The sequence below is a fragment of the Microbacterium sp. AB genome (genome assembly GCF_032878875.1).
Classification (GTDB): Bacteria; Actinomycetota; Actinomycetes; order Actinomycetales; family Microbacteriaceae; genus Microbacterium; species Microbacterium betulae.
This window is the reverse complement of sequence record NZ_CP118157.1, coordinates 3,332,389-3,354,777: the sequence shown is the minus strand read 5'-3', so window position 1 is coordinate 3,354,777 and position 22,389 is coordinate 3,332,389. Positions and strand designations below refer to the sequence as shown.

Here is a 22,389-nt window from a genome sequence, read left to right as displayed (position 1 = left end):
GGGGGCGGATCATGTCAGACGAGCATCGTCCCGTCGCGGTCGTGACCGGGGGGCTCCGCGGGATCGGACGCGCCATCCTCGACGAGCTGCAGGCCCGCGGCTTCTGCGGCGCGTGCGTCGACCTGGTCGAGCCGGACCTCGCAGAGGCCGAGACGCCGCTGCCGGAGGGCTTCCGCTACTACCGGCTCGACATCTCCCTCGTCGAGGAGCACCAGGAGGTCGTCGACAGGATCGTGGCCGACTTCGGCGGCATCGACACGCTCGTGAACAACGCGGGCATCGCGGTGCGGCCGCCGACCGACATCCTCGACGTGCAGCCCGCGGACTTCGACCGTTCGCTGAACGTCAACCTGCGCGGCACGTTCTTCCTGTCGCAGGCGGTCGCCCGCAGCATGGTCGCGTCCGCGTCGACGCACTATCGCAGCATCGTCAACATCGCGTCGATGGCGGCCCACATCGCCGCCTACGACCGCGCCCAGTACGCGATCGGCAAGGCCGCCGTCAGCAAGATGACCCAGCTCTACGCCGCACGGCTCGCCGTCGACGGCATCCACGTGCACGAGGTCAGGCCGGGCTTCATCCGCACGCCCATGACCGCCGCGGCGGCGCCCCGCATCGAGGAGATCGTCCGCGATGCCGTGCCGATGCGTCGCTGGGGCACGCCGCAGGATGTTGCCCGCACGGTCGCGACCCTCGCGACGGGCGGCCTGCCGTACACGACGGGTGAGTCGATCTGGGTCGCGGGAGGCGTGACCATCCCCCAGGTGCGCTGAGGACGGGCGGAGCCTCGTGCAGCCGACACGGACCCGGCCGCACCGGAGGGCGCCGGACGCGCCGCGCCCGGCGCCCTCCGTGCTCCTACGCGGTCTCCACGCGCTCGGTGGCGGGCTCCGTCGCGGGAGCGGCGGAGTGCCGCGGATCGGCGCCTCGGGCGACGGCGAACGCGATGTTCGCGAGGGCCGAGGTGACGAGCATCGTGATGGCGAGCGGCACGGCCGTGGTCTCGCCGGCGATGCTGACGATCGGCGCCGCGATGCCGGCGAAGACGTGCTGAAGCAGGCCGAGGATCGCCGAGCCGAGACCCGCGGCGGCGGGCACGGCCGCGAGCGCGAGCGCGGTGGCGTTGCCGAAGCTGAGCCCGAGCACGCCGACGGAGACGAGGATCGGCACCGTGAGCCAGATCGCCGGTGCGCCCGTGAAGACGAGGACCGCGAAGACGGCCACGGAGGCGAGGTTCAGCAGGAGCCCGGTGCGGGCGAGCGCTGCGACGTGGAAGCGCCGCGTCAGCCGGGCGGAGAGGGCTCCGACGAGCATGAGCGCGAGCGCGTTGAGGCCGAAGGCCAGCCCGTACTGGACCTGGTCCATGCCCATCATCCCCTGGTAGAGGAACGGCGAGGCGGAGATGTAGGCCATCATCGTCGTGAAGGCGAAGACGTAGGCGAGCATGTTGCCCAGATACGCGCGGGAGGTGAGCGCCCGCACGGGCGACGTCTTCGGTCCCTGGCGTGCGGCGTCGCGCACGGTGCGCGGCCGGGTCTCGCGGACGGAGAGGAAGACGGCGATGAGACCGATGGCCACCAGGCCCGTGACGACCCACATCAGGCCGCGCCAGCCGATGGGCTCGGTGAGCAGGCTGCCCGCGACGGGGGCGAGCACGGGGGCGATCCCGCTGACCGTCATGACCACGCTGAGTCCGCGTGCAGCTTCGACGCCCTTGGCGAGGTCGCTGATGATGGCGCGAGAGATGACCATCCCGGCCGCTCCCGCGAGACCCTGGACGAGACGCGCGCCGATGAGGAACTCGACCGTCGGGGCGAGCGCCGTCGCCACGCTGGCGGCGAGATAGATGAGCATTCCCGCGACGAGCGGCCCGAGCCGGCCGAACCGGTCGGAGAGCGGCCCGAAGATCACCTGGCCGACGCCGGCGCCGACGAGGAAGGCCGTCAACGACAGCTGGACGCCCGAGGCCGTGGTGTCGAGCTCGGCGACCATCTCCGGGAACGCCGGCAGGTACATGTCGATCGCGAACGGCGCGATCCCGGACAGCAGGGCGAGCGTGAGCATCAGGCCGATGCCGATCCGGGCGGTCGCCGTGGTCGTCGAATGCTGGTCAGACTGTGTACGCGGGGTCACCCACACCTCCAATTATCTACATGAACATAGCTATGCTACTATAGCAATAGTTTCGAAGGAGGCCGCAGATGGCAGCCAGCAGGCAGGACAGGTCGGCGCAGCTCGCCGACCTCGCGCACTTCATCCTCAGCGTGGCGCGAGACGTCCGTCTGTACGGGCACTTCGATCCCGAGATCCTCGAGGTGACCGAGCTCGAGAGCCTCGTCATGGACCACGTCCAGCGGCATCCGGGCGTCAGCCCGTCGGGGATCTGCGCGGAGGTCGGCCTCCGGTCCAGCAACGCGAGCGCGGTCCTGCGCTCGCTGGAGGAGCGGGGCATGATCGAACGCGTCCCGAACCCGGCGGATCGTCGGTCCGTGAGCGTGCACCCCACGCCCGTCGCCGCCCGCAACCTGGAGAGGGTGCGCCAGGAGTGGGCGCGATTCCTCGCTCCGCACGTCGACGACGACCTCGACCTCGCCCCGGTGATCGCGCTGCTCGGCTCGCTCGACGAGTCGGTCACCCGCGCCGCGAGCCCGTCCATGAGGCAGACAGCCTGAGGAGGCCGCAGTCGGTGCCGACTGCCCGCCCCTTCCCGTCGCCGCAGCCGCGGTCCCCTGCGACGACGCCCACCCGAGAGAATGCGACCGCCTGTTAGGAGCAGATGCAATGAAGGCATGGCAGTTCACCAAGACCCATGAACCCCTCGTCCTCGCCGAGGTCGACGAGCCCACCGCCGCCCCGGGCGAGGTGGTCGTGGACATCAAGGCCGCGGGCCTGTGCCACTCGGACGTCGGCCTGCTGGAGGACGAGTCGTTCCCGCTGGCTCCCGGCGCGCAGGTGCCGCTGACGCTCGGGCATGAGGTCGCCGGGGTCATCAGCGAGGTCGGCGCCGACGTCGCGGAGTGGCGCGTCGGCGACCGCGTGGGGATCGCCCTCGTCGGCGACCGCGTTCCCGGTCTGGGCCGGGACGGCGGCTACTCGTTCAGGCTGACCGCTCCCCCGGAAGCGCTCGTGCGCATCCCCGACGGGGTCCCGTTCGAGCAGGCCGCGGCGGGGACGGATGCGGGCGTCACCGCCTACCACGCCGTCGTCGCCGCCGGGCAGGTCGTGGCCGGCACCAAGGTCGGCATCATCGGCCTGGGCGGGCTCGGGCAGATCGGCGCGCGGATCGCCGTGCTCCAGGGGGCGGAGGTCTATGCCGCCGAGGTCAAGGAGGACGTCTGGGGGCTGGGCGATCAGATCGGCGTGAAGCGCGTCGCGGCCGACATCAGCGCATTCGCGGACGAGCAGCTGGACGTGATCGTGGACTTCGCCGGCTTCGGCACCACCACGGCCGCCGCGATCGAGACCGTCCGGCCGGACGGGCGCGTCGTGCAGGTCGGCATGGGCCGCCTGCAGGCCACGATCAGCACCCAGGCGCTCATCATGCGTCAGATCACCCTCGTCGGCGTCCTCGGCGGCACCAAGGACGACCTGCGCGGGGTCTACGAGGTCCTCGCCACCGGGCGACTGGACCCCGCGATCACGACGATCGCCTTCGACGAGATCCCGGACGGCCTGCGTCGGCTCTCCGAGGGCACGGTCGTCGGCCGGCTGGTCGCCAAGATCGCGGACTGATGCGGGTCGCACTCGGCCGCTCGGAGCCCGGACGGTCCGGGCCGCACGGCTCCACAGGGCATCCGGATCGGGATCGCCCATGCCCGACCACCACGGCGCACCAGCGCCACGAGAAGAAAGGGGCATCGCCATGCATGCCATCGTGATCGACCGCTTCGGCGGTCCCGAGGTCGCCGTCTGGACGGAGACCGATCGACCGACGCCCGCTCCGACACAGGTGCTGGTCCAGGTGAACGTCTCGGGCCTGAACTTCATGGACGCGCACCAGCTCGGGGGAGGAACGCCCATCCAGGCGCCCTTCGTCGCCGGGGTGGAGGGCGTCGGCGTGATCGTCGAGGTCGGTGCCGACGTCTCCGACCTGAAGGTCGGCCAGCGCGTCGGCTGGCATTCGGGAGGCCAGGGCAGCTTCGCGGAGTTCACCGCCGTCGAGGCGGGACGGGCCATCCCGATCCCCGACGAGGTCGACGACGAGACCGCGACGGCGCTGCTGCTGCAGGGCACGACCGCGCACTACCTGGCGACCGACGCCTACGCGGTCCAGGACGGGGACCCGGTGATCGTGCACGCCGCCGCGGGCGGGGTGGGCGTGCTGCTGACCCAGGTGGCGAAGCTGCGCGGCGGCACCGTGATCGGCACGGTGTCGACCGAGGAGAAGGCCGAGGTCGCGCGAGCGGCCGGCGCGGACCACGTGCTCTTCTACGACGGGTTCTCGGACCGTGCGCGTGAGCTCACCGGCGGCGAGGGCGTCGCGGCCGTCTACGACAGCGTGGGCGCGGACACGTTCGACGGCGGACTCGCGGCCCTGCGCGAGCGCGGCCGGCTCGTCGTCTACGGAGGCGCGAGCGGCCCCGTCCCGCCGCTGGACCTGTCCCGGCTCACCTTCGGGGGCTCGCTGTCGGTGACGAGCACGATGGTGGTCCACTTCACCCGCACGACGGAGGAGCTGCGCCGCCGTGCCGCCGATCTGTTCGCGTGGGTCGCGAGCGGCGAGCTGACCGTGAACATCGGCGCTCGCTACCCGGTCTCCGAGGCCGGCGCCGCGATCGCCGCGATCAAGTCGCGCAACTCGACCGGCAAGGTGCTCCTCACGCACTGAGGCCTGTCACCGGACGGGGCCGTGCGGGCTCGTACGATGCCCGCACGGCCCCGTCCGGACGTCCCGCGCCCTCGACGTCGCCCCCTCCTGTGCGGAGCGGCGCGCTCGGGGTGGCATCATCTCAGAGAACGTCAGCGAGCGATCCGCAGGAGAGTGCGTCCAGATGCGCGCATGGCAGTTCATCGACGTGGGAAGACCGCTCGAGCGGGTCGGTCGTGCAGGTCGGGTTCGGCGTGGCGGAGGCGACGCTCCCGACGCAGCTGATCACGATGAAGCAGGTCACGCTCGTCGGATCGCTCGGGGGCACTCCCGCCGATGCGGCCGAGGTCGTGGGCCTCGTCGCCGCCGGACGGTTCCGCACCGCGACGGAGCCGATCGGCTTCGACGACATCGACGAGGGGCTGCAGCGCCTCGCCCGCGGGGAGACGCGGGGCATCCGCCTGGTGGCGGTCTTCGGAGAGAAAGGGTCTGATCATGAGTGAGCCCATCCGCATCGAGGTCTGGTCGGACGTCGCGTGCCCGTGGTGCTTCATCGGCAAGCGACGTCTCGAGGAGGGAGCCGAGCGGTTCGCGAACGAGCATCCCGGCTCCGAGATCGAGGTCGTCTACCGCAGCTTCGAGCTCTCGCCCGACACCCCGGAGGACTTCGCCGGGACGAGGGAGGAGTACCTCGGCGGGAAGCACAAGGGCGGCAGCCCCGAGCGCGCGGCGGAGATGCGCGCTCAGATGACGGCCGTCGCCGCGAGCCTGGGCCTCGACTACCGCATGGACGACGTCAAGCACCGCAACACCGTGCGCGCCCACCGGCTCCTGCAGTTCGCTCGTGCCGAGGGCCGGCAGCTCGAGCTCGTCGAGCTGCTCTTCAGCGCGCAGTTCGAGCGCGGTCTGGACCTCTCCGACCGGGACGTGCTCGCCGACCTCGCCGAGCAGGCGGGTCTCGACCGCGGGAAGGCCGCGGACGTGCTCGCCGGCGAGCAGTTCCTCGCCGAGGTCCGCGAGGACGAGGCCCTCGCCGGCCGCCTGGGGATCGGCGGGGTGCCGTTCTACGTCATCGACGGCCGTTACGGGCTGTCCGGCGCTCAGGCGCCCGACGTCTTCGCCGGCGCGCTCGAACGCGTCGCGGCGGAACGCGCACAGGAGACGGTGTGACCGAGTCCCGCTCGCGGCGCCCCGCGGCGAGCGTCGTCGTCGTCCGGCCGTAGGGCGCGCCGTCCGGCGCGCGACGGAGCAGGGACTGCCCGTCGGCGCGCCGGGCGTCAGCGGCGCGCGCGCTCCACGGCGACGCGCTCGCGAACGGCGGGCGCGACCTCTTCCCCGTACGCGCGCAGCACGGCGGGATCGTCGCTGAAGAGGATGAACGTCGCGAAGCCGTGCTCGAGCGCGAGATCGGCGAGACGCTCGGGCTGCGCCGCGTCCGGGGGGACGTTCAGGAGGCGCCGGATGTCGCGAGGATCGCGCCCGGCCGCGGTCGCGGCCTCGTCGATCGCGGCGTGCGACGCGACGACCGCGTCCGGGCCGCCGATGCGCTCGAGCGAGGGGAGCCATCCGTCGGCGAGCGTCCCGACGATGCGCAGCATGCGCGGCCGGTGCGCGCCGAGCCAGATCGGGATCGGACGGACGGGGGCGGGCCCGCGCTTCGCGCCGGGGATCGGATAGAAGGGACCCGGCAGCGAGACGTCCGTGTCGGCGTCGACGTCCCAGAGCGCGCGGATCACCCCCAGCGCCTCCTCGAGGGCGCTGACCCGCTGCCCGGCCGTGGAGGGCGGTGCGCCCATCCCGACGGCCGCGTCCGGGATCGCCCCGGCGCCGAGCGCGAGGGAGAAGCGCCCGCCGGAGAGCCTGTCGAGGCTCGCCGCGGAGCGTGCGAGCACCGCGGGCGGCCTCAGCTGCAGGTTGTGCACGTTGGCCGCCAGCCCGATGCGGTTCGTGCGACCGGCGACGAAGGACAGCAGGGTCACCGTGTCGAGATACGCCGGCTCATAGGGGTGGTCCTGGAAGGTGACGAGGTCGAGGCCCGCGGCCTCGCTCGCCACCGCGAGGCGCACGGTCGCCTCGGGGTCGGCCGCGAGCGGCGTGATGAACGATCCGAAGCGGAGGGGAGCGCCGTAGTCCATAGGACCACGCTATCCGGATCCCGGCCCAACGGGCCGGCCGGCGGCGTTCTCGATCTGGAGGGGCTGACGGGAATCGAACCCGCGCTGTCTGCTTGGGAAGCAGAAGTTCTGCCATTGAACTACAGCCCCGTACGCGCGGTGTGCGCGTACCGGCCAGCATAACAGGCCGGCGTCCGCGTCCGTCCTCGGCGCACGCGATGGCACGATCCCGCGCCGACTACGCTGGTGCCGTGCTGCTCTCGGATCGCGACATCAAGGCCCGGCTCGACGCGGGGCGCATCGGCCTCGACCCGCTCGACGTCGAGATGGTGCAGCCGTCGAGCGTCGACGTGCGCATCGACCGGTACTTCCGACTCTTCGACAACCACAAGTACCCGTTCATCGACCCGTCCGAGGACCAGCCCGACCTCACCCACCTCGTGGAGGTCGATCCCGGCGAGCCCTTCATCCTGCATCCGGGCGAGTTCGTGCTCGGCTCGACGTTCGAGCGCGTGACGCTGCCCGACGACGTCGCCGCGCGCCTCGAGGGCAAGTCGTCGCTCGGCCGGCTCGGCCTGCTGACCCACTCGACGGCGGGCTTCATCGACCCGGGGTTCTCCGGACACGTCACGCTCGAGCTCTCGAACGTCGCGACCCTGCCCATCAAGCTGTGGCCGGGCATGAAGATCGGCCAGCTCTGCTTCTTCCAGCTCAGCTCCGCCGCCGAGAACGCGTACGGCTCGGGCCCCTACGGCAACCGCTACCAGGGCCAGCGCGGGCCGACGGCGTCGCGCTCGTTCCAGAACTTCCACCGCACGGACGTCTCGGTGACCGAGGCCGGGGCGAACGGGGCCTGAGCTCAGGCGATCCGGCCGGTGCGGTCCGCTCGACGTCCGCCCTGGAGGCCGAGCGCTCCTCGCGGCAGTCGCCGAGGAGACGCCCCATCCGAGCGCGCACGCCGCGCTGGTCGCCGACATCACGCGGTTCGGCGCCACCCTGATCCGTGGCCGCGCCGTGGGAGAACGGGCCCGGCCTCAGAGCGCCCGTAGGTGCACCGCGGCCATCGCGAGGGCGGCGATCGTCTCGCCGTCCGTGATCTCGCCCGTGACGGTCATCCGCAGGGCGTCGGGGAGCGGTACCCAGCGCGAGGCCGTGATGCCCTCCTCCGCCTGATGCGCAGCGGCGTCGGCAGCGAGACGGAGGTCGCGCGCGACGAAGACGACCTCCGGGGCGATGCATATGCCGTTGAGGGCATTCATCTGGCCGACTTCGTGCCACTCGCCGGCCTCGAGCCCCGACTCCTCGAGCAGCTCGCGCCGCGCCGCCTGCTCGGCGGCCTCGCCGTCGCTGCCGCCGGCGACGACCTCCCACGATCGGCCGACGGTGTAGCGGTCGACCTCGACGAGCAGCACGCGGTCGTCCGCGTCGAGAGCGACGACGAACACGGCGGGATGGCGCACCTCGACGACGCCGTAGACGCCGTCCTCGCCGGCGGGGCGCGACACCTCGTCCTCGCGCACGCGGATCCAGGCGTTCTCGTACGCGACGCGGCTGCTCTTCGTGACCCAGGTCATCCCGCCATCGTACGGACGCGCCGCGGGTGCGCGGTGCAGCCCGCGAGCATCCATGCTCGCCGCGAGAATGCGTGCGCCGCCGGCATTCTGCGCGGCGCAGCGGGATTCTCGCGGGGGACGCGGGGACGCTCTGCGACGGGGTGGCCCGGCCCCGCCGGACGTCGGATGTCGCCGGTCGGTGCCAGGATCGACTCTCGTGGCTTCCCTGGGAGAGATCGTCGCGCCTCGGCGCATGGGCCGCGGGTTCCGCTGGCTGCTCGCGTCGTCGTGGACGAGCAACGTCGGCGACGGCATCGCACTCGCGGCCGGCCCGCTTCTCGTCGCGTCGCAGACCGATGCGCCGTTCCTCGTCGCCTCTGCCGCGATGCTGCAGTATCTGCCGTGGCTGCTCTTCGGCCTCCACGCGGGCGCGATCGCCGACCGCCTCGACCGGCGCACGCTCGTGATGGTCGCGAACGGGCTGCGCGCACTCGTCGTGGGCGCTCTCTGCGTCTTCATCTCGACGGGCGCCGTGAGCATCGGCGTCGTGCTCGCCACGATGTTCGTCTACGGGGTCGCCGAGGTGTTCGCCGACTCCGCGAGCAGCACGCTTCTGCCGATGCTCGTGAAGCACGAGGACCTGGGCATCGGCAACGCCCGCATGCAGGGCGGCTACCTGGTCGCGAACCAGTTCGCGGGCCCCCCGCTCGGCGCCTTCCTCTTCGCCGCGGGCATGGCGTGGCCGTTCGCCGCGCAGGTGGTGTGCGTCTCGCTCGCCGTCGTGCTCGTCTCCCGCATCACCTTGCCTCCCCTCGCGCCGCGCGAGGGCGGCCATCCACCGGTCCGCCGCGACATCCGCGAGGGGCTGCGCTGGATCTGGGGGAACCCTCCGGTGAGGACGCTCGCCCTCGTGATCCTGGTCTTCAACGTCACATGGGCGGCTCCGTGGGGTGTCCTCGTCCTCTACGCGACGGAGCACCTCCGGATGGGCGCCGTCGGATACGGCATGCTCACCGCGGCATCCGCGGTCGGCGGGCTGGGAGCGACGCTGGCGTTCGGATGGCTGGAGCAGCATGTCTCCTTCGCCACGCTCATGCGCGCGTGCCTTTCGCTCGAGGTGGTCATGCACCTGGCCTTGGCTCTCACGACGAGCGGATGGATCGCGCTCGCGATCATGGTCGTCTTCGGCGCTTATGCCTTCGTGTGGGCGACGATCTCGACGACCGTGCGACAGCGGCTCGTCCCGACCGAGCTGCAGGGACGCGTCGGGTCGGTGAACATGGTGTGCGTGTTCGGCGGGATGGTCGTCGGACAGGCGCTCGGCGGAGTGATCGCGCAGGTGTGGGGGCTGACCGCTCCGTGGTGGTTCGCGTTCGGGGGCGCGGGTCTGACGCTCGTGCTCGTCTGGCGTCAGCTCGGCTTCATCGCCCAGACGAAGCGCGCGACGTCCTGACTGACCTCGCTCTCCGGTCGCGGCGCCGACACCACGCAGGAAGAACGCGCGCAGGCGGCACCGCATCCGGCGGGATCTCGCGGGAGACGCCCGTGCATGCCCGGGAGGTTCCTGCGTTGTGTGCGCGCGACGCGTTGACCGAGAGGGCCGCGCGGGTCCACCGGTCGCGGCGCCGACCCGCGCGGGCGCCCGTCAGGCGATGGCGGAGTCGCGTTCCCCCGCGAGATCCTCGAAGACCTCGGTGTTGAAGCGGTAGGCGAGCAGCACCTCGTCGATCACGCGCTCCTTCTCGGAGTCGTCCCACGGCGCCGCGTCGAGCTGCTCGCGGTAGACATCCTTGAAGGCGGCGGGGTCGGCGATGTCGCCGAAGATGTAGAACCCGATGCCGTTGGTCTCGAAGCCGAACTGCCGCTGGATGACGCGTCCGATGTGCAGGCCTCCCGAGAGGTCGCCGAGGTAGCGCGTGTAGTGGTGGGCGACGAAGCCTCCCGGCCACGTCGCGCCGACCTGCTCGATGCGTGCGACGTATCGCGCCGTGGCGGGGAGCGGTGCGATGCGCTCGCGCCAGTCGTCGCCGACGAGGAACGCGAGGTCGGCCTCGAGAGCCGGCATCCGGGTGAGCTTGTCGCTGATGAACCGCGCGGCCACCGGGTCCCGGCGCATGCGCTCGGTCGCTCCCTCCAGCGCGGCGTAGATGAAGTGGTGCTGCGCGACGAGCGAGATGTAGTCGTCGCGCGAGCGCTCTCCCCTGAGCAGGGAAGACATGAAGCCCGCGCTCTCGCTGGAGGAGTGCGCCGCCTTCGATCGCGTGCGGATGGCGGTGGAGAGGGGGACCACGTTCGTCATGCGATCAGTGTAAGGGTCGCCTAACTCCCTGCCAAGACGGCGTTCGCCCCGGGGATGCGGGCGGTCTCAGTGCGGACGCGGCTCGACGCCGAGCCGCGCGCACGCGGCGTCGTACAGCGCGACCACCTCGCGGCGCACCGCTGCGCGCTCGTCGATCGCGCCGCCCGGCCAGGGGATGCGCACCCGCGAGGCCGTGCCGTCCGTCGAGACGGCGGCCCACTCGCCGGCCTCCCCGTCGAAGCGGGTCATCGTCGCCGAGACCGCCGCCGGTTCGGCGAAGGCGCGCACGATCAGGGCGTTGTCGTCGGCGTGGTCGCCGTTCATGTGGCGCAGGACGGCGGTCACGACGTCGTCGGGGAACGAGAAGGGCATGCGGGTCAGCATAGGCGCTGAGACGGCGAGGGATCGCGGTCGCAACAAAGGTTTGCCTTACCTCGACTGCCCGGGTAGAGTCAGCGTTCAGTCAGGCAAACCTAACCTTAGTCACAGGCCGAGGTCAGGACTGACGCCTGCTTGGTCGTCCGGATCCTCTCAGAGGGGAAGCCGGGGTGAGCTCGTCTCGCAAACAGGACTCACCCCGGCACGCCGGGCGCCCGAGGCGGCCTCGCATGCGCGAGGACGTGTCCTGTGCGGGCGCCGCACGGCGTGCGCCCACCCTACCGAAAGGCAGATCCCATGCAGCTCAGCAAGAAGGCGATGACCGCAGCGTCGGCGTTCGGCGCCGTCGCCCTCCTCGCCGTCGGCGTGACCTCGGCGTCGGCGGTCGTCACGACGGCTGTCGACGTCGACAACGCGACGAAGACCTGGTCCGTCGATCCCGTCATCGCCGACGTCAGCGGCACGACGACGATTCCGGTGTCCGGAAGCGGGTTCGACGGGTTCACGCTCGTTGTGAACGGCATCTACATCGCCTATGGCGGTGCGGACTTCACCTCTCAGGACAGCTCGTACTACGCCGACGCGGTCTGGGCCTCGCCGACGGCGACCTCGGCCACGGAGACACGCGTCGTCCTCTCGGGCGGTGCGTTCTCGGGTGCCAGCATCGATGTCGTCCAGTCCTACAACGAGGTGGACTGCTACACCGACGTGTCGGACACGACCGGTGAGCAGTGCTACATCTACACCTTCTCGGGCTGGGGCGCCTACCCCGATCAGGAGGATGACCCGAACTTCACGCAGGTTCCCGTCTACTTCGAGTGACATCCGGCGGGAGAGGGGCGTCGCGCGGCGCCCCTCTCCCCGTTCTTCCCTCCTCCGCGTGCTCCCTACCCGAGAGTCCCCATGCCCGTGTCTGCTCCTTCCCGTCGTCCGTTCACCCGGCTCCTCGTCGCTGTCATGGCGTTCCTCGTCGGCGTCCCCCTCGCGCTCGTCGCGGAACCGCAACCGGCTGCGGCGGATGAAGGCTCCTACGAGGTGACGGAGGGCACGTTCGACTGGGGGTTGAGCGGGACGTACCGCAACTACGTGCCGGGCACGCCGGAGGGACGCGTCGCCCTCAGCGACGGCCTGACGGAGAACGCGGACGGAACGTACCGCTGGGCGGTCGAGTCGGGTTCGTTCGATCCGGAGTCCGGCGCTCTCGACCTGCGCCTGCGCGGGACGGTCAACTTCTACGGTCATTCGGGACAGATGGACCTGACGCTGAGCGATCTCCACCTCGTGGCGGACGGATACGGCTCGTCCACTCTCTACGCGGACTACTCGAGCGTCGTCGGCGGCGAGACCCTCGTCGGCGATGACGTCAGCCTCGCCGACATCTCGGCGTCGACCGGAGGATCGGTCTCCGTCCCGGAGGACGCGCTCGAGTGGTCGAGCATCTACACGACCCTCGCGTCCGGTGCTGTTCCGGCGTTCGCCGGCTACTACAGCACGGGCCAGCTGCTGGACCCCGTGAGCCTCAGCCTGGTGGGCGAGTGGCCCGCCGCCGCGGCGGAGACGTGGGACGAAGAGGGCACGGCCGCCGTGAGCGTCGCCCAGATCCTCCCCCCGTCGGGTGCCACCTGGAACTCCCTGGTCGTGGATCGCGAGCGAGGCCTGGCCTTCGGGGCCACCAGCCGGCAGGAGATCCACGTCATCGACGTGACGACCCGCGAGACCGTCCAGGTCGTCAGCGTGGGCGCGACGACTGCCGTGCGGGCCGTGAACGGGCAGACCGGTGAGGTCGTGGTGCGTTCCGCCTCGAGCCTGCGACTGCTCTCGCCGCAGGGCGACGGCTCCTATGCGCTCGCCGACGCTCTCGCCGGAGGGGCGACGCAGTCGGTCGCCGTCCATGAGTCCACGGGCGATATCGTCGTCGCGACCGGGAGCAGTCTCGTGGTCAACTCCCGAGGCGTCGACGGCGTGTACGCGTCGCGGACGCTCTCGGGGATGCCCGGCACGCCCATCGCCTTCAACCAGGTGACCGGCAGCCTCTATGCGGTGAGCGGAACGACCACGTATGTCTACGACGGGAACAGCTTCGAGACCGCGCCCTTGCGCACGGACGTGGCCGACGTGCAGCAGACGGCCCTCGGCGCCGATCCCGACAGCGGCGACGTCTTCGTGCTCTCGATGGCATACGGCGCGACCTGGGGTGCCGCGGTTCCCCGCGCGACGATCTATCGCGACGACGCGCCCCTCGCCGAGCCCCTGAGTCTCGACGCGGCAGCGGCCGACGCCGTCTACGACTCGGGCCGCGACCTGCTCGCGCTGGTGACGACGACCCCGGCTTCCGTGACCTTCTACGACGCGGCGGACCGCTCGGCCGTCCCGACGCCTCTCGCGACCGGCACGCTCGACGCCACCGGACTCGGGAACAAGACGTCCACGCTCCGGTCCGGGATCGACGAGTCCGGCAACGTCTGGGCTCCCTACCCGGGAGCGATACTCGTCAGCACGCTCAGCACCACTCCCGTGTTCGCGGCGGGGCCGTCCGACACCGTGGTCACCGTCGAGCCCGGACAGCAGACGGCGACGTTCGAAGCGAGCGTCGAGGTCGAAGGCGAGGGCGTCTCGCTGCAGTGGCAGCGCAAGGCCCCCGGCGATGTCCTGTATCGCGATGTCGCAGACGCGACGGCTGACACGCTCGTCGCCGACGCGACGGCCGCCGACAGCGGCACCCAGTATCGGGTCGTGGCGAGCAACTCCGCCGGCCGCGTCGTCTCCGCGGCAGCCACCCTCACGGTGCAGGTCGCGCCGTCGGTGGCCACCCATCCTCAGAGCGTGAGCGTCGTGGACGGGGGCGTGGTCGAGTTCACGGCGACGGGCGACGGCAACCCCGCACCCGCGCAGGACTGGGAGATCGACACGGGCTCGGGCTGGCAGCGCGTCGAGTACTCCGACGTCGTCTCGGTGTTCGGCGACACCCTCACGATCGAGGGTGTGGACGCGTCCCTCGACGGCGTGCAGTACCGGGCCGTCTTCACGAGTGCGGCGGGCACGGCGTACAGCGACCCCGCAACGCTCACCGTCACGGCGAGGCCCGGCGGCCCGGCAGACACCACCACCTACACCGGCGTCGCGTTCGAGTGGACGGGCAGCGCGGAATGGCAGGCGCAGCCGCCGAACGGCAGCGCGGCCCACTACTTCTCCGCGGGGGCGTCCGACGGCACGCAGAGGACGTATTCGGCGACGAAGGGCGGCGTCGAGATCGTCCAGCGCACCTCCTCCGGCGAGAAGCCCGCGACGTACGCGACCCGCGGCGCGCACGTGAACGTCGACGGCGCGTCCCAGGTCGTCCGTCTCACGGAGGGCACGGCGACGATCGAGCCCGACGGCTCTGCCCTCATCGAGTGGCCTGCGACGTTCAGCGTGAACTTCTACGACGGCCTCGTGCCGTCGACCCTGTCGAACCTCGTCCTGACGGTCGATGCGGACGGGGCGGGCACCCTCTCCGCCGACCTCAGCGGTTACCAGGGCGACATCGCGAACCCGAACGCTCCCAAGGAAGCGGTGGCGCCCGCATCGGACGTGACCGTCGCGACCTTCCAGAACGTCACGGTCGACACCGAGAACGGCTTCACCGTCCGCCCCGACTACCGGAACGTGAGGATCACGGCCCCCGCCGGCGAGACCGCGCAGAACACGACCGTGTCCGGGTGGGGCGCCTGGCCGCAGGAGTTCGTGACCTTCCACGGCGCGACCGGCCTCGCGGGCTACTTCTACTCCACGGGCGGGTCGCTCGACGCCAAGAAGGCCCCGAACGCCTTCGCGATCGGCTTCGACGGCGCGACGCCGGAGGTCCCCGCGGAGCCGCAGAACCCGGGCGAGGAGAACGGCGGGACCGAGACCCCCGGGAAGAGGCCCGAGTCTCCGACGAAGCCGACCCCCGAGAAGGAGTCGGGCGTGGTCGAGGGCTCGCTCGTCTGGGGCGTGAAGGAGTCGTTCCGCACCTACGTCGAGGGCTCCATCGCGCAGGGCGAGATCACCGTGAGCGGCGGCGCCGAGCGCGTGAGCGGCGTGTTCTGGTTCGGCCAGGACGACACGAGCTGGACGAGCGGATCGACGAAGAGCTCCACGACGTACGCGGGAGACGTGCGCTTCTCCGGTCACGGGGGCGTGCTCGACCTGACGTTCTCGGATCCCGTCGTGCGCATCGACTCGGCCTCGAAGGGCTCGCTCCTCGTGACCGTGAACGGCAGCCGGGTCGCGATGGGCACCCTCGACCTCTCGGCGGCCTCGAAGGCCGAGGCGGATGGCGGCATCGCGTACTCGAACGTGCCGGTCAGCCTTACCGCGGCGGGTGCCCAGGTCTTCTCCTACAACGGCGCGCAGTTCTACACGGCCGGAACCGCCCTCGACAACGCCTCCTTCGTCATCGGGGCGAAGGCGACCACGCCGCCGGACGACGGCGACGTGGAGGTGCCGGCGACGCCGCAGGATCCCGACGAGGACACCGAGACGCCGGGCGAGACCCCGGGGACTCCGCAGAGGCCCGGGCCGGACGACGACGGCGTCGTCGAGGGCTCGCTCGTCTGGGGCGTGAAGGACAGCTTCCGCGACTACGTCGAGAACGGCGTCGCGCAGGGCGAGATCGCGGTGTCCGACGGGGCCGAGCGCGTGAGCGGGGTGTTCTGGTTCGGCCAGTCGGCGACGGACTGGACGAGCGGATCGGCTTCGAGCGCGACGTCCTACGCCGGAGCCGTGCGGTTCTCCGGCCACGAAGGGGTGCTCGACCTCACGTTCTCCGATCCGATCGTGCGCATCGACTCGGCCTCGGAGGGCGCGCTGCTCGTGCGCGTCGACGGGGGAGACCCCGTCGAGATCGGCACGCTCGACCTCGCGGCGGCCGGCGTCGCGGAGGCGGAGGGCGGCATCGCCTACTCCGACGTGCCGGTCACGCTCACGGAGGCCGGCGCCGACGTGTTCTCGTACGACGGCGCACGCTTCTACGAGCCGGGCACCGGGCTCGACGCGGCCTCCTTCGTCATCGGCGAGACGGCGACCGAGCCTCCGTCGGACGACGGCGTCGAGGTGCCGCAGTCGCCCGGCGGCGAGGACGGCGACGACGAGCCGAACGAGAACGCCGTCCCTGAGACCCCGGATTCGGATGCCGAGCAGGGCTCGCTCGTGTGGGGCGTGAAGGAGTCGTTCCGGACCTACATCGAGACCGGTGTCGCCCAGGGCCGCATCACCGTGAGCGGCGGTGCGGAGCGGCTGTCGAGCGGCGTGTTCTGGTGGGGACAGGAGTCCACGGACTGGACGGCCGAGACCGGCACCGGATCGACCTCGTACACGGGCGACGTCTCGTTCTGGGGACACGAGGGCGTCCTCGACCTCACGTTCTCCGACCCGATCGTGCGCGTCGACTCCGCCGAGAGGGCGACGCTGCTGCTGCAGGTGAGCGGCGGCACACCCGTCGAGGTCGCCACGCTCGATCTCGCCGCGGCGACGAGGAGCGACGTCGACGGCGGCGTCTCGTACGCGAACGCGCCGGTCACGCTGACCGAGAGCGGCGCATCCGTCTTCGCCTGGGGCACCGCACGCTTCTACGAGGCGGGAACGGCCATGGACCCGGCGTCGTTCGTCGTCGGCTCCACGGCGACCGAGAGGCCCGACGACGACACCGCCGCGCCGCAGGATGACACCCGGGACGGTGACGGCGAGGGGGGACAGGACGCCCCCGCGCTCGTGCCGGAGAACGAGGACGGCGTCGTCGAGGGATCGCTCGTCTGGGGCGTGAAGGAGTCGTTCCGCTCGTACATCACCGGCTCGATCGCGAAGGGGTCGATCTCGGTCTCGAACGGCGCCTCGGTGCTGGGCGGGCTGTACTGGTTCGGCCAGTCCTCCACGGACTGGACGGCCGAGGCGGGCACCGGCACGACCGGATACCAGGGCGCCGTGCGCTTCACGGGCCACTCCGGCATCCTCGATCTGACGTTCGCGAACCCGCAGGTCCGCATCGACTCGGCGGGCTCGGGCGCCCTGACCGTGACGGTCAACGGCAGCCCGGTCGAGGTCGGATCCCTCGACCTCGCGGCCGCGGCCCGCACCGACGTGGAGGGCGGCGTCTCGTACTCCCACGTGCCCGTCACGCTGACCTCGGCGGGAGCGCGGGTGTTCTCGTACGGCTCCTCGCAGTTCTACGCGGCGGGCACGGCGATGGACCCCCTGTCGTTCGTCGTCGGCTCCACCGCGACCTCCGGATCGGGCGGCGGGAGCGACCAGACCGTCGCCGCGCACGAGGAGACGAGCTGGACGCCGCCCGCGGAGCCGCCGGCGAACACGGGTCTCTACATCGACCCGGAGACGTTGAAGGACATCCGCCCCGGTACGGAGATCACCGTGATCGGCGAGGGGTACGAGCCGAACGAGACCGACATCAAGGTCGTGCTCTACTCCGATCCCGTCGTGCTCGAGGAGGACCTCACGGCCGACGCGCGCGGACGGGCCGAGTGGACGGGGATCGTCCCGCTCGACACCGAGATCGGCGAGCACACCCTCACGTTCCAGGCCGAGAGCCAGGACCTCGGCATCGAGTTCGAGGTCCTGGAGCCGGAGGAGCTCGTCGGCTGCGCGGTCACCGACGCGGTCCTCGACTGGGGGTTCAAGGAGTCGTTCCGCTCCTACATCTCCGGCAGCATCGCCCACGGCGAGTGGACGGTGTCGGACGGCGCGACCTACGAGACCCCCGAGTTCGGATGGTCGGACGGCGAGGGCGCGTTCGACGCGGAGACGTTCACGGGCCAGGTCGGCTTCGACGGGACCGTCCGCTTCACCGGTCACGACGGCCTGCTCGACACCACCGTGTCGAACCCGACCGTCCTGTTCACGGGACGCGACACCGCGTACCTGCTGCTGGACGTCACGGGGGTGACGATGGAGGACGCCCTCGCGGGCGAGACGGACAACGCGCTCGCGTTCGACCAGGTGTCGTTCGTGAAGCTCGACCTCGCGGCGGGCGACGTCGAGATCAGCGAGGACGGATCGGAGATCACGGCGAGCGAGGTTCCCGCCGCGATCACCAGCCAGGGCTACGAGGCGTTCCCGAACTACGAGGCCGGCACCGCGTTCGACCCCGTGTCGTTCTCGATCACGACCGAGACCGACTGCGCCGTGGCCGTCCCCGAGGACGAGGCCGCCGACGTGGCCGCGGCCGTCGAGGCGCCGGATGCGGATGACACCGACCTGACGTGGCTCGCGTGGACCGGCGGCGGCGTCGCGCTCGCCGCCCTCGTCGCGGCGCTCGCGATCTGGCTGGCTCGCCGGCGGCGCGCGGAGGCCGAGAACGGCGAGCCCGTCGCGGCGGGGACGGATCCGTTCGACGAGGTCCTGGGAGGCGGGCGATGAGGCGCAGGGCGCGTGCGCGCGCGGTCGGCGCGCTGCTCACCGGGCTGCTCGCCCTGGCCGCGTGCGCGAGCCCGTCGGCGGGCGGCGGGGAGGACGCCGCGGCGATCGCCGAGACGCGTCCCGCACTGTCGGAGCTCGACGTGCTCGACGACCCCCGGTCGTACGTCGGCGAGTCGACGGCCACGCTGTCCGACGCGGCCATCACGCCCGTCGAGGAGGAGCCGGATCAGAGCCTCCCGGCGACCGTGACGTCCTACGACCAGGCGGGCGAGACCGAGGTCGAGGTCGTCGACACCTCGCGCGTCGTCGCGGTGGACCTCGCGGGGTCCGTCGCCGCGACGGTGTGGGGCCTCGGCTTCGGCGACACCCTCGTCGGCCGGGACCAGTCCACGACGTTCCCGGGCACCGAGGAGCTCGAGACCGTCACGTCGGGCGGGCACACGATCAACGCCGAGGCCGTCATCGCGCTCGCGCCGACCCTCGTCATCACCGACGGGACGGTCGGCCCCGCCGACGTCGTCGCGCAGCTGCGCGACGTGGGCATCGCGGTCGTGTTCGTGGAGAACGAGGCCTCGTTCGAGGGCGCCGCCGAGCTCGCCCGACAGGTGGCCGCCGTGTACGGGGCACCCGAGGCGGGGGAGCTGCTGGCCGAGCGCATCGCGCAGGAGGTCGACGACACGATCGCCGAGATCGCCGGGATCGCGCCGTCCGCGCAGGAGGACAGGCTGCGGATCGTCTTCCTCTACCTGCGCGGATCGGCGGGCGTCTACTACCTGTTCGGCTCGGAGTCGGGCGCCGACCAGCTCATCGAGGGGCTCGGCGGCGTCGACGTGGTCAGCGAGCTCGGCTGGGAGGGGATGCAGCCCATGACCGACGAGGCGCTCGTCGCGGCGGATCCCGATCTCATCCTCGTCATGACGAAGGGCATCGAGTCGCTGGACGGCATCGACGGCCTCCTCGCCGAGAAGCCCGCCGTCGCCCTCACGACGGCGGGCGAGAACCGGCGCTTCGTGGACATGGACGACGGCACCGTCCTCTCCTTCGGCCCCCGGTCCGCCCTCATCCTGGATGCGCTCGCGCGCGCCGTCTACGCGCCCGAGGCGGGGAGCGAATGAGCCCGCAGCAGGCCACGGGAACGACGACGCCGGTCTCCGCCCATGACGGGGGCCGGCGCGTCGCCGTGTACGGCGGCGCGGCCGTGCTGCTCGTCGTCGGCGTGCTCCTCTCGGCGGGCCTCGGCCAGCTGCCCATCGGCCCCGCCGAGGTCGCGGGATCGGTGCTGCGGCGCCTGGGCGTCGACAACGGCTGGGCGCCGGCGGACGAGCTCATGGAGCGGACGCTGTGGCAGATCCGGTTCCCGCGCGTGGCGATCTCCCTCCTCGTGGGGGCGCTGCTGGCGCTCGCGGGAGCGGTGATGCAGGCGATCTTCAGCAACCCGCTCGCCGAGCCCGGCGTGGTGGGCGTCTCCTCCGGGGCGGCGCTGGGAGCCGCGGCCTCCATCACGCTGGGGCTCACGGTGTTCGGCGTGTGGACGACCGCCGTCTTCGCCTTCGCGGGCGGTCTCGCCGCGACGCTCATCGTGTACTCGACCGCCCGCGCGCAGGGGCGCACCGAGGTCGTCACGCTGCTGCTGACCGGCATCGCCGTGAACGCGTTCGCGGGAGCGGGCCTCGCCCTGTTCATGTTCGCCGGGAACACGGCGAGCCGCGAGCAGATCGTCTTCTGGCAGCTCGGCTCGATGAACGGCTCGCGGTGGAACGAGGCGCTCGTCGTCGCCGTCGTCGCCGTGCCCTCGGTGATCGCCGTGCTGGCGCTCGCGAGGCGCTACGACCTCCTCTCCCTCGGAGATCGGACGGCCTCGCATCTCGGCGTGCGGGTCGAGCGGCTGCGGATCGTGTCCGTCGTCCTCGTCGCGCTCCTCACGGGGGTCGCCGTGGCGTTCGTCGGCGTCATCGCGTTCGTCGGCCTCGTCGTCCCGCATCTCGTCCGGATGATGCTCGGGCCCGCCCACCGTCCGCTGTTCGTCGCCTCGCTGCTGGGCGGGGCGGCGCTCATGGTCTTCGCCGACCTGCTCGCGCGCACGATCATCCCCTCTGCGGATCTGCCGATCGGACTGCTCACGTCGCTCGTCGGCGGGCCGTTCTTCTACTGGCTCATCCGCCGCAACCGGCGTCGCGCGGGGGGATGGGCATGACGGCCCCCGCCTACCGGCTCGAGGGCGTCGGCTACCGCGTCGGCGCCGCGACGATCCTCGAGCACGTGACCCTCGACGTCGGGTACGGGCGCGTCCTCGCGCTCGTGGGACCGAACGGCGCCGGGAAGTCGACCCTCCTGGGCATCCTCAGCGGCGACACGACTCCGGCATCGGGCACGGCCGCCCTCGACGGGAGGCCGCTGCACGCAGGGGATCCGCGCGCCCTCTCCCGCACGCGCGCCGTGCTGCTGCAGGCGAACCAGGTGGCCTTCTCGTTCACCGTCCGGCAGGTCGTCGAGATGGGGCGCGCCCCCTGGATCGGCGTCGCCGACGCGGAGGCCGACGAACGCGCCGTGGCGGAAGCGATCGCGCAGACCGACGTGACGGCGCTGGTGAACCGCGCCTATCCCTCGCTCTCCGGCGGGGAGAGAGCGCGTTCCTCCCTCGCGCGCGTCCTCGCGCAGGAGACGCGCATCGTCCTCCTCGACGAGCCGACCGCCGCCCTCGACCTGAGACATCAGGAGGACGTCCTGCGCATCGCGCGTGCGCTGGCGGCGGAGGGCAGGGCGGTCGTGGTCGTCCTGCACGATCTGTCCCTGGCCGCCGCGTACGCCGACGAGATCGCCGTGCTGCACCGCGGCCGGCTGGTCGCGCACGGGGCTCCCGCCGACGTGCTCACGGCCGAGCGGATCGAGGCCGTCTACGAGACCCCCGTCCACGTGATCCCCGACCCCGGCACGGGCAGGCCCGTCGTGCTGCCGCGTCGCGAGTCGTGAACGGCGGGCCCGAGTCCGCGTCGGCGGGGACGCGTGCGGCGGCCCGGGCCGACCGGCGGGCGGCGGGACGGCGCGACCGCGCGGGCCGGTTCGCGCTCGTCGCCTGTGTCGCCCTGGCCGCCGCCGGCGTCGTGGTCGCGTCCGTCGCGGTGCTGGCGGACGGGCTCGCCGACGCGTCCACGGCCGACGGCCCGGACGACGCCGCCGCCGGGCCGGTCCCGGTCGCTCCGGACGGCGAACCCGCATCCGCGCCGTCGCCCGCGCCGTCGATCGATGACACTCCCCGGGGGATCGTGCTCCTCACCGATCCGTCGTGGGTGGCGCGGGTGTCGGAGGAGGCGGGCATCCCGGCGCGCGCCCTGTCCGCGTACGCGGGCGCCGATCTGTACGCGCGCGAGCACGACGGATGCTCCGTCGGCTGGAACACGCTCGCCGCGGTCGGCCTCGTCGAGAGCGAGCACGGGACGCTGCAGGGCGGGCGGGTCGAAGCGGACGGCGTCGCCAGGCCGGGCATCGTCGGCATCCCCCTCGACGGGACGAGCACCGCCTCGATCCCCGACACCGACGCGGGCTCCCTCGACGGAGACGCCGTGTGGGATCGGGCCGTGGGGCCCATGCAGTTCATCCCCGAGACCTGGGCGCAGTGGGGGGCCGACGGCGACGAGGACGGCGTCGCCGACATCCACGACATCGACGACGCCGCGCTCACCGCGGCGCGCTACCTCTGCCAGGCGCACGGAACGCTCGAGGGCTCCAGCGCGTGGATCGGGGCCATCCGCTCGTACAACGACGATCCGGCGTACCAGCGCCGGGTCGCGGAGGCGGCCGCGCACTACGCCGGGTTCACCGCGGGCTGACGCCGCGTTCCGCTTCGGGCGG

At 71.9% G+C, this 22,389-nt stretch carries 19 protein-coding genes and 1 tRNA gene; 14 read left to right on the top strand and 6 right to left on the bottom strand.

Annotated elements, in window-relative coordinates:
* Positions 1–11 precede the first annotated feature (11 nt).
* On the top strand, positions 12–773 hold the full coding sequence (locus tag N8K70_RS15810; RefSeq protein ID WP_317139309.1) for a 3-ketoacyl-ACP reductase: 762 nt from the start codon (positions 12–14) through the stop codon (positions 771–773).
* Between the two features lie 85 nt (positions 774–858).
* On the opposite strand, the gene N8K70_RS15805 is transcribed toward N8K70_RS15810, so the two are convergent.
* Positions 859–2,133, bottom strand: a complete 1,275-nt coding sequence (locus N8K70_RS15805; RefSeq protein WP_317139308.1) for a multidrug effflux MFS transporter — start codon at positions 2,131–2,133, stop codon at positions 859–861.
* Positions 2,134–2,201: 68 nt separating this feature from the next.
* Between N8K70_RS15805 and N8K70_RS15800 the strand changes: the two genes are divergently transcribed.
* The 5 genes from N8K70_RS15800 to N8K70_RS15780 all read left to right on the top strand — a co-directional run bounded on the left by N8K70_RS15800 (position 2,202) and on the right by N8K70_RS15780 (position 5,977).
* Positions 2,202–2,672: a MarR family winged helix-turn-helix transcriptional regulator gene (locus N8K70_RS15800; protein ID WP_317139307.1), complete on the top strand. Its 471-nt coding sequence runs from the start codon at positions 2,202–2,204 to the stop codon at positions 2,670–2,672.
* 109 nt (positions 2,673–2,781) lie between these two features.
* The gene (locus tag N8K70_RS15795; protein WP_317139306.1) at positions 2,782–3,732 is read left to right on the top strand and encodes a zinc-binding dehydrogenase; all 951 of its coding nucleotides are present in this window, start codon (positions 2,782–2,784) and stop codon (positions 3,730–3,732) included.
* Positions 3,733–3,862: 130 nt separating this feature from the next.
* Positions 3,863–4,828 (top strand): quinone oxidoreductase family protein, encoded by a 966-nt coding sequence (locus tag N8K70_RS15790; protein ID WP_317139305.1) that lies wholly within the window; start codon positions 3,863–3,865, stop codon positions 4,826–4,828.
* Between the two features lie 215 nt (positions 4,829–5,043).
* Complete coding sequence (locus N8K70_RS15785) at positions 5,044–5,310, top strand: hypothetical protein (RefSeq protein ID WP_317139304.1); 267 nt, start codon at positions 5,044–5,046, stop codon at positions 5,308–5,310.
* The gene (locus tag N8K70_RS15780) at positions 5,303–5,977 is read left to right on the top strand and encodes a DsbA family oxidoreductase (RefSeq protein ID WP_317139303.1); all 675 of its coding nucleotides are present in this window, start codon (positions 5,303–5,305) and stop codon (positions 5,975–5,977) included. The genes N8K70_RS15785 and N8K70_RS15780 overlap by 8 nt, the downstream gene beginning before the upstream one ends.
* A 107-nt stretch (positions 5,978–6,084) precedes the next feature.
* Here the strand turns inward: N8K70_RS15780 and N8K70_RS15775 are convergent, their stop codons facing one another.
* Together N8K70_RS15775 and N8K70_RS15770 are read right to left on the bottom strand one after the other, a co-directional pair.
* A complete protein-coding gene (locus N8K70_RS15775; RefSeq protein WP_317139302.1) occupies positions 6,085–6,942 on the bottom strand; it encodes an LLM class flavin-dependent oxidoreductase in 858 nt (285 codons plus the stop codon).
* A 55-nt stretch (positions 6,943–6,997) separates the two neighbouring features.
* Positions 6,998–7,071, bottom strand: a tRNA-Gly gene (locus N8K70_RS15770).
* A 101-nt stretch (positions 7,072–7,172) separates the two neighbouring features.
* Here N8K70_RS15770 and dcd point away from each other — a divergent pair.
* Complete coding sequence (dcd, locus tag N8K70_RS15765; protein WP_317141234.1) at positions 7,173–7,778, top strand: dCTP deaminase; 606 nt, start codon at positions 7,173–7,175, stop codon at positions 7,776–7,778.
* Positions 7,779–7,955: 177 nt separating this feature from the next.
* Here the strand turns inward: dcd and N8K70_RS15760 are convergent, their stop codons facing one another.
* On the bottom strand, positions 7,956–8,495 hold the full coding sequence (locus N8K70_RS15760; protein WP_317139301.1) for an NUDIX hydrolase: 540 nt from the start codon (positions 8,493–8,495) through the stop codon (positions 7,956–7,958).
* Between the two features lie 196 nt (positions 8,496–8,691).
* On the opposite strand from N8K70_RS15760, the gene N8K70_RS15755 reads away from it, so the two are divergent.
* Positions 8,692–9,927, top strand: a complete 1,236-nt coding sequence (locus N8K70_RS15755) for an MFS transporter (RefSeq protein ID WP_317139300.1) — start codon at positions 8,692–8,694, stop codon at positions 9,925–9,927.
* Positions 9,928–10,119: 192 nt separating this feature from the next.
* On the opposite strand, the gene N8K70_RS15750 is transcribed toward N8K70_RS15755, so the two are convergent.
* Together N8K70_RS15750 and N8K70_RS15745 are read right to left on the bottom strand one after the other, a co-directional pair.
* Positions 10,120–10,773, bottom strand: a complete 654-nt coding sequence (locus N8K70_RS15750) for a biliverdin-producing heme oxygenase (protein ID WP_317139299.1) — start codon at positions 10,771–10,773, stop codon at positions 10,120–10,122.
* A 66-nt stretch (positions 10,774–10,839) separates the two neighbouring features.
* On the bottom strand, positions 10,840–11,145 hold the full coding sequence (locus tag N8K70_RS15745; protein WP_317139298.1) for a DUF2470 domain-containing protein: 306 nt from the start codon (positions 11,143–11,145) through the stop codon (positions 10,840–10,842).
* A 303-nt stretch (positions 11,146–11,448) separates the two neighbouring features.
* Between N8K70_RS15745 and N8K70_RS15740 the strand changes: the two genes are divergently transcribed.
* From N8K70_RS15740 to N8K70_RS15715, 6 genes are all read left to right on the top strand, one after another.
* Entirely contained in the window at positions 11,449–11,973 is a 525-nt protein-coding gene (locus tag N8K70_RS15740) for a hypothetical protein (protein WP_317139297.1), read from the top strand.
* 87 nt (positions 11,974–12,060) lie between these two features.
* Positions 12,061–18,540, top strand: a complete 6,480-nt coding sequence (locus N8K70_RS15735; RefSeq protein WP_317139296.1) for an HtaA domain-containing protein — start codon at positions 12,061–12,063, stop codon at positions 18,538–18,540.
* Positions 18,537–19,655 carry a heme/hemin ABC transporter substrate-binding protein gene (locus tag N8K70_RS15730; protein WP_317139295.1) on the top strand — a complete coding sequence of 373 codons (1,119 nt, stop codon included), beginning with the start codon at positions 18,537–18,539 and terminating at the stop codon, positions 19,653–19,655. Before N8K70_RS15735 ends, N8K70_RS15730 begins: the two co-directional genes overlap by 4 nt.
* Positions 19,652–20,734 (top strand): FecCD family ABC transporter permease, encoded by a 1,083-nt coding sequence (locus tag N8K70_RS15725; protein WP_317139294.1) that lies wholly within the window; start codon positions 19,652–19,654, stop codon positions 20,732–20,734. The genes N8K70_RS15730 and N8K70_RS15725 overlap by 4 nt, the downstream gene beginning before the upstream one ends.
* Positions 20,731–21,510 (top strand): heme ABC transporter ATP-binding protein, encoded by a 780-nt coding sequence (locus N8K70_RS15720; RefSeq protein ID WP_317139293.1) that lies wholly within the window; start codon positions 20,731–20,733, stop codon positions 21,508–21,510. The genes N8K70_RS15725 and N8K70_RS15720 overlap by 4 nt, the downstream gene beginning before the upstream one ends.
* Positions 21,507–22,367, top strand: a complete 861-nt coding sequence (locus tag N8K70_RS15715) for a lytic murein transglycosylase (RefSeq protein WP_317139292.1) — start codon at positions 21,507–21,509, stop codon at positions 22,365–22,367. The genes N8K70_RS15720 and N8K70_RS15715 overlap by 4 nt, the downstream gene beginning before the upstream one ends.
* Positions 22,368–22,389: the final 22 nt, after the last annotated feature.

What these genes read in the sequence shown, in the direction of transcription:
- N8K70_RS15810 (WP_317139309.1), top strand. Translation starts at nt 12, where the DNA reads ATGTCAGACGAGCATCGTCCCGTCGCGGTCGTGACCGGGGGGCTCCGC.
- N8K70_RS15800 (WP_317139307.1), top strand. Translation starts at nt 2,202, where the DNA reads ATGGCAGCCAGCAGGCAGGACAGGTCGGCGCAGCTCGCCGACCTCGCG.
- N8K70_RS15795 (WP_317139306.1), top strand. Translation starts at nt 2,782, where the DNA reads ATGAAGGCATGGCAGTTCACCAAGACCCATGAACCCCTCGTCCTCGCC.
- N8K70_RS15790 (WP_317139305.1), top strand. Translation starts at nt 3,863, where the DNA reads ATGCATGCCATCGTGATCGACCGCTTCGGCGGTCCCGAGGTCGCCGTC.
- N8K70_RS15780 (WP_317139303.1), top strand. Translation starts at nt 5,303, where the DNA reads ATGAGTGAGCCCATCCGCATCGAGGTCTGGTCGGACGTCGCGTGCCCG.
- N8K70_RS15775 (WP_317139302.1), bottom strand. Translation starts at nt 6,942, where the DNA reads ATGGACTACGGCGCTCCCCTCCGCTTCGGATCGTTCATCACGCCGCTC.
- N8K70_RS15760 (WP_317139301.1), bottom strand. Translation starts at nt 8,495, where the DNA reads ATGACCTGGGTCACGAAGAGCAGCCGCGTCGCGTACGAGAACGCCTGG.
- N8K70_RS15750 (WP_317139299.1), bottom strand. Translation starts at nt 10,773, where the DNA reads ATGACGAACGTGGTCCCCCTCTCCACCGCCATCCGCACGCGATCGAAG.
- N8K70_RS15745 (WP_317139298.1), bottom strand. Translation starts at nt 11,145, where the DNA reads ATGCCCTTCTCGTTCCCCGACGACGTCGTGACCGCCGTCCTGCGCCAC.
- N8K70_RS15740 (WP_317139297.1), top strand. Translation starts at nt 11,449, where the DNA reads ATGCAGCTCAGCAAGAAGGCGATGACCGCAGCGTCGGCGTTCGGCGCC.
- N8K70_RS15730 (WP_317139295.1), top strand. Translation starts at nt 18,537, where the DNA reads ATGAGGCGCAGGGCGCGTGCGCGCGCGGTCGGCGCGCTGCTCACCGGG.
- N8K70_RS15725 (WP_317139294.1), top strand. Translation starts at nt 19,652, where the DNA reads ATGAGCCCGCAGCAGGCCACGGGAACGACGACGCCGGTCTCCGCCCAT.
- N8K70_RS15720 (WP_317139293.1), top strand. Translation starts at nt 20,731, where the DNA reads ATGACGGCCCCCGCCTACCGGCTCGAGGGCGTCGGCTACCGCGTCGGC.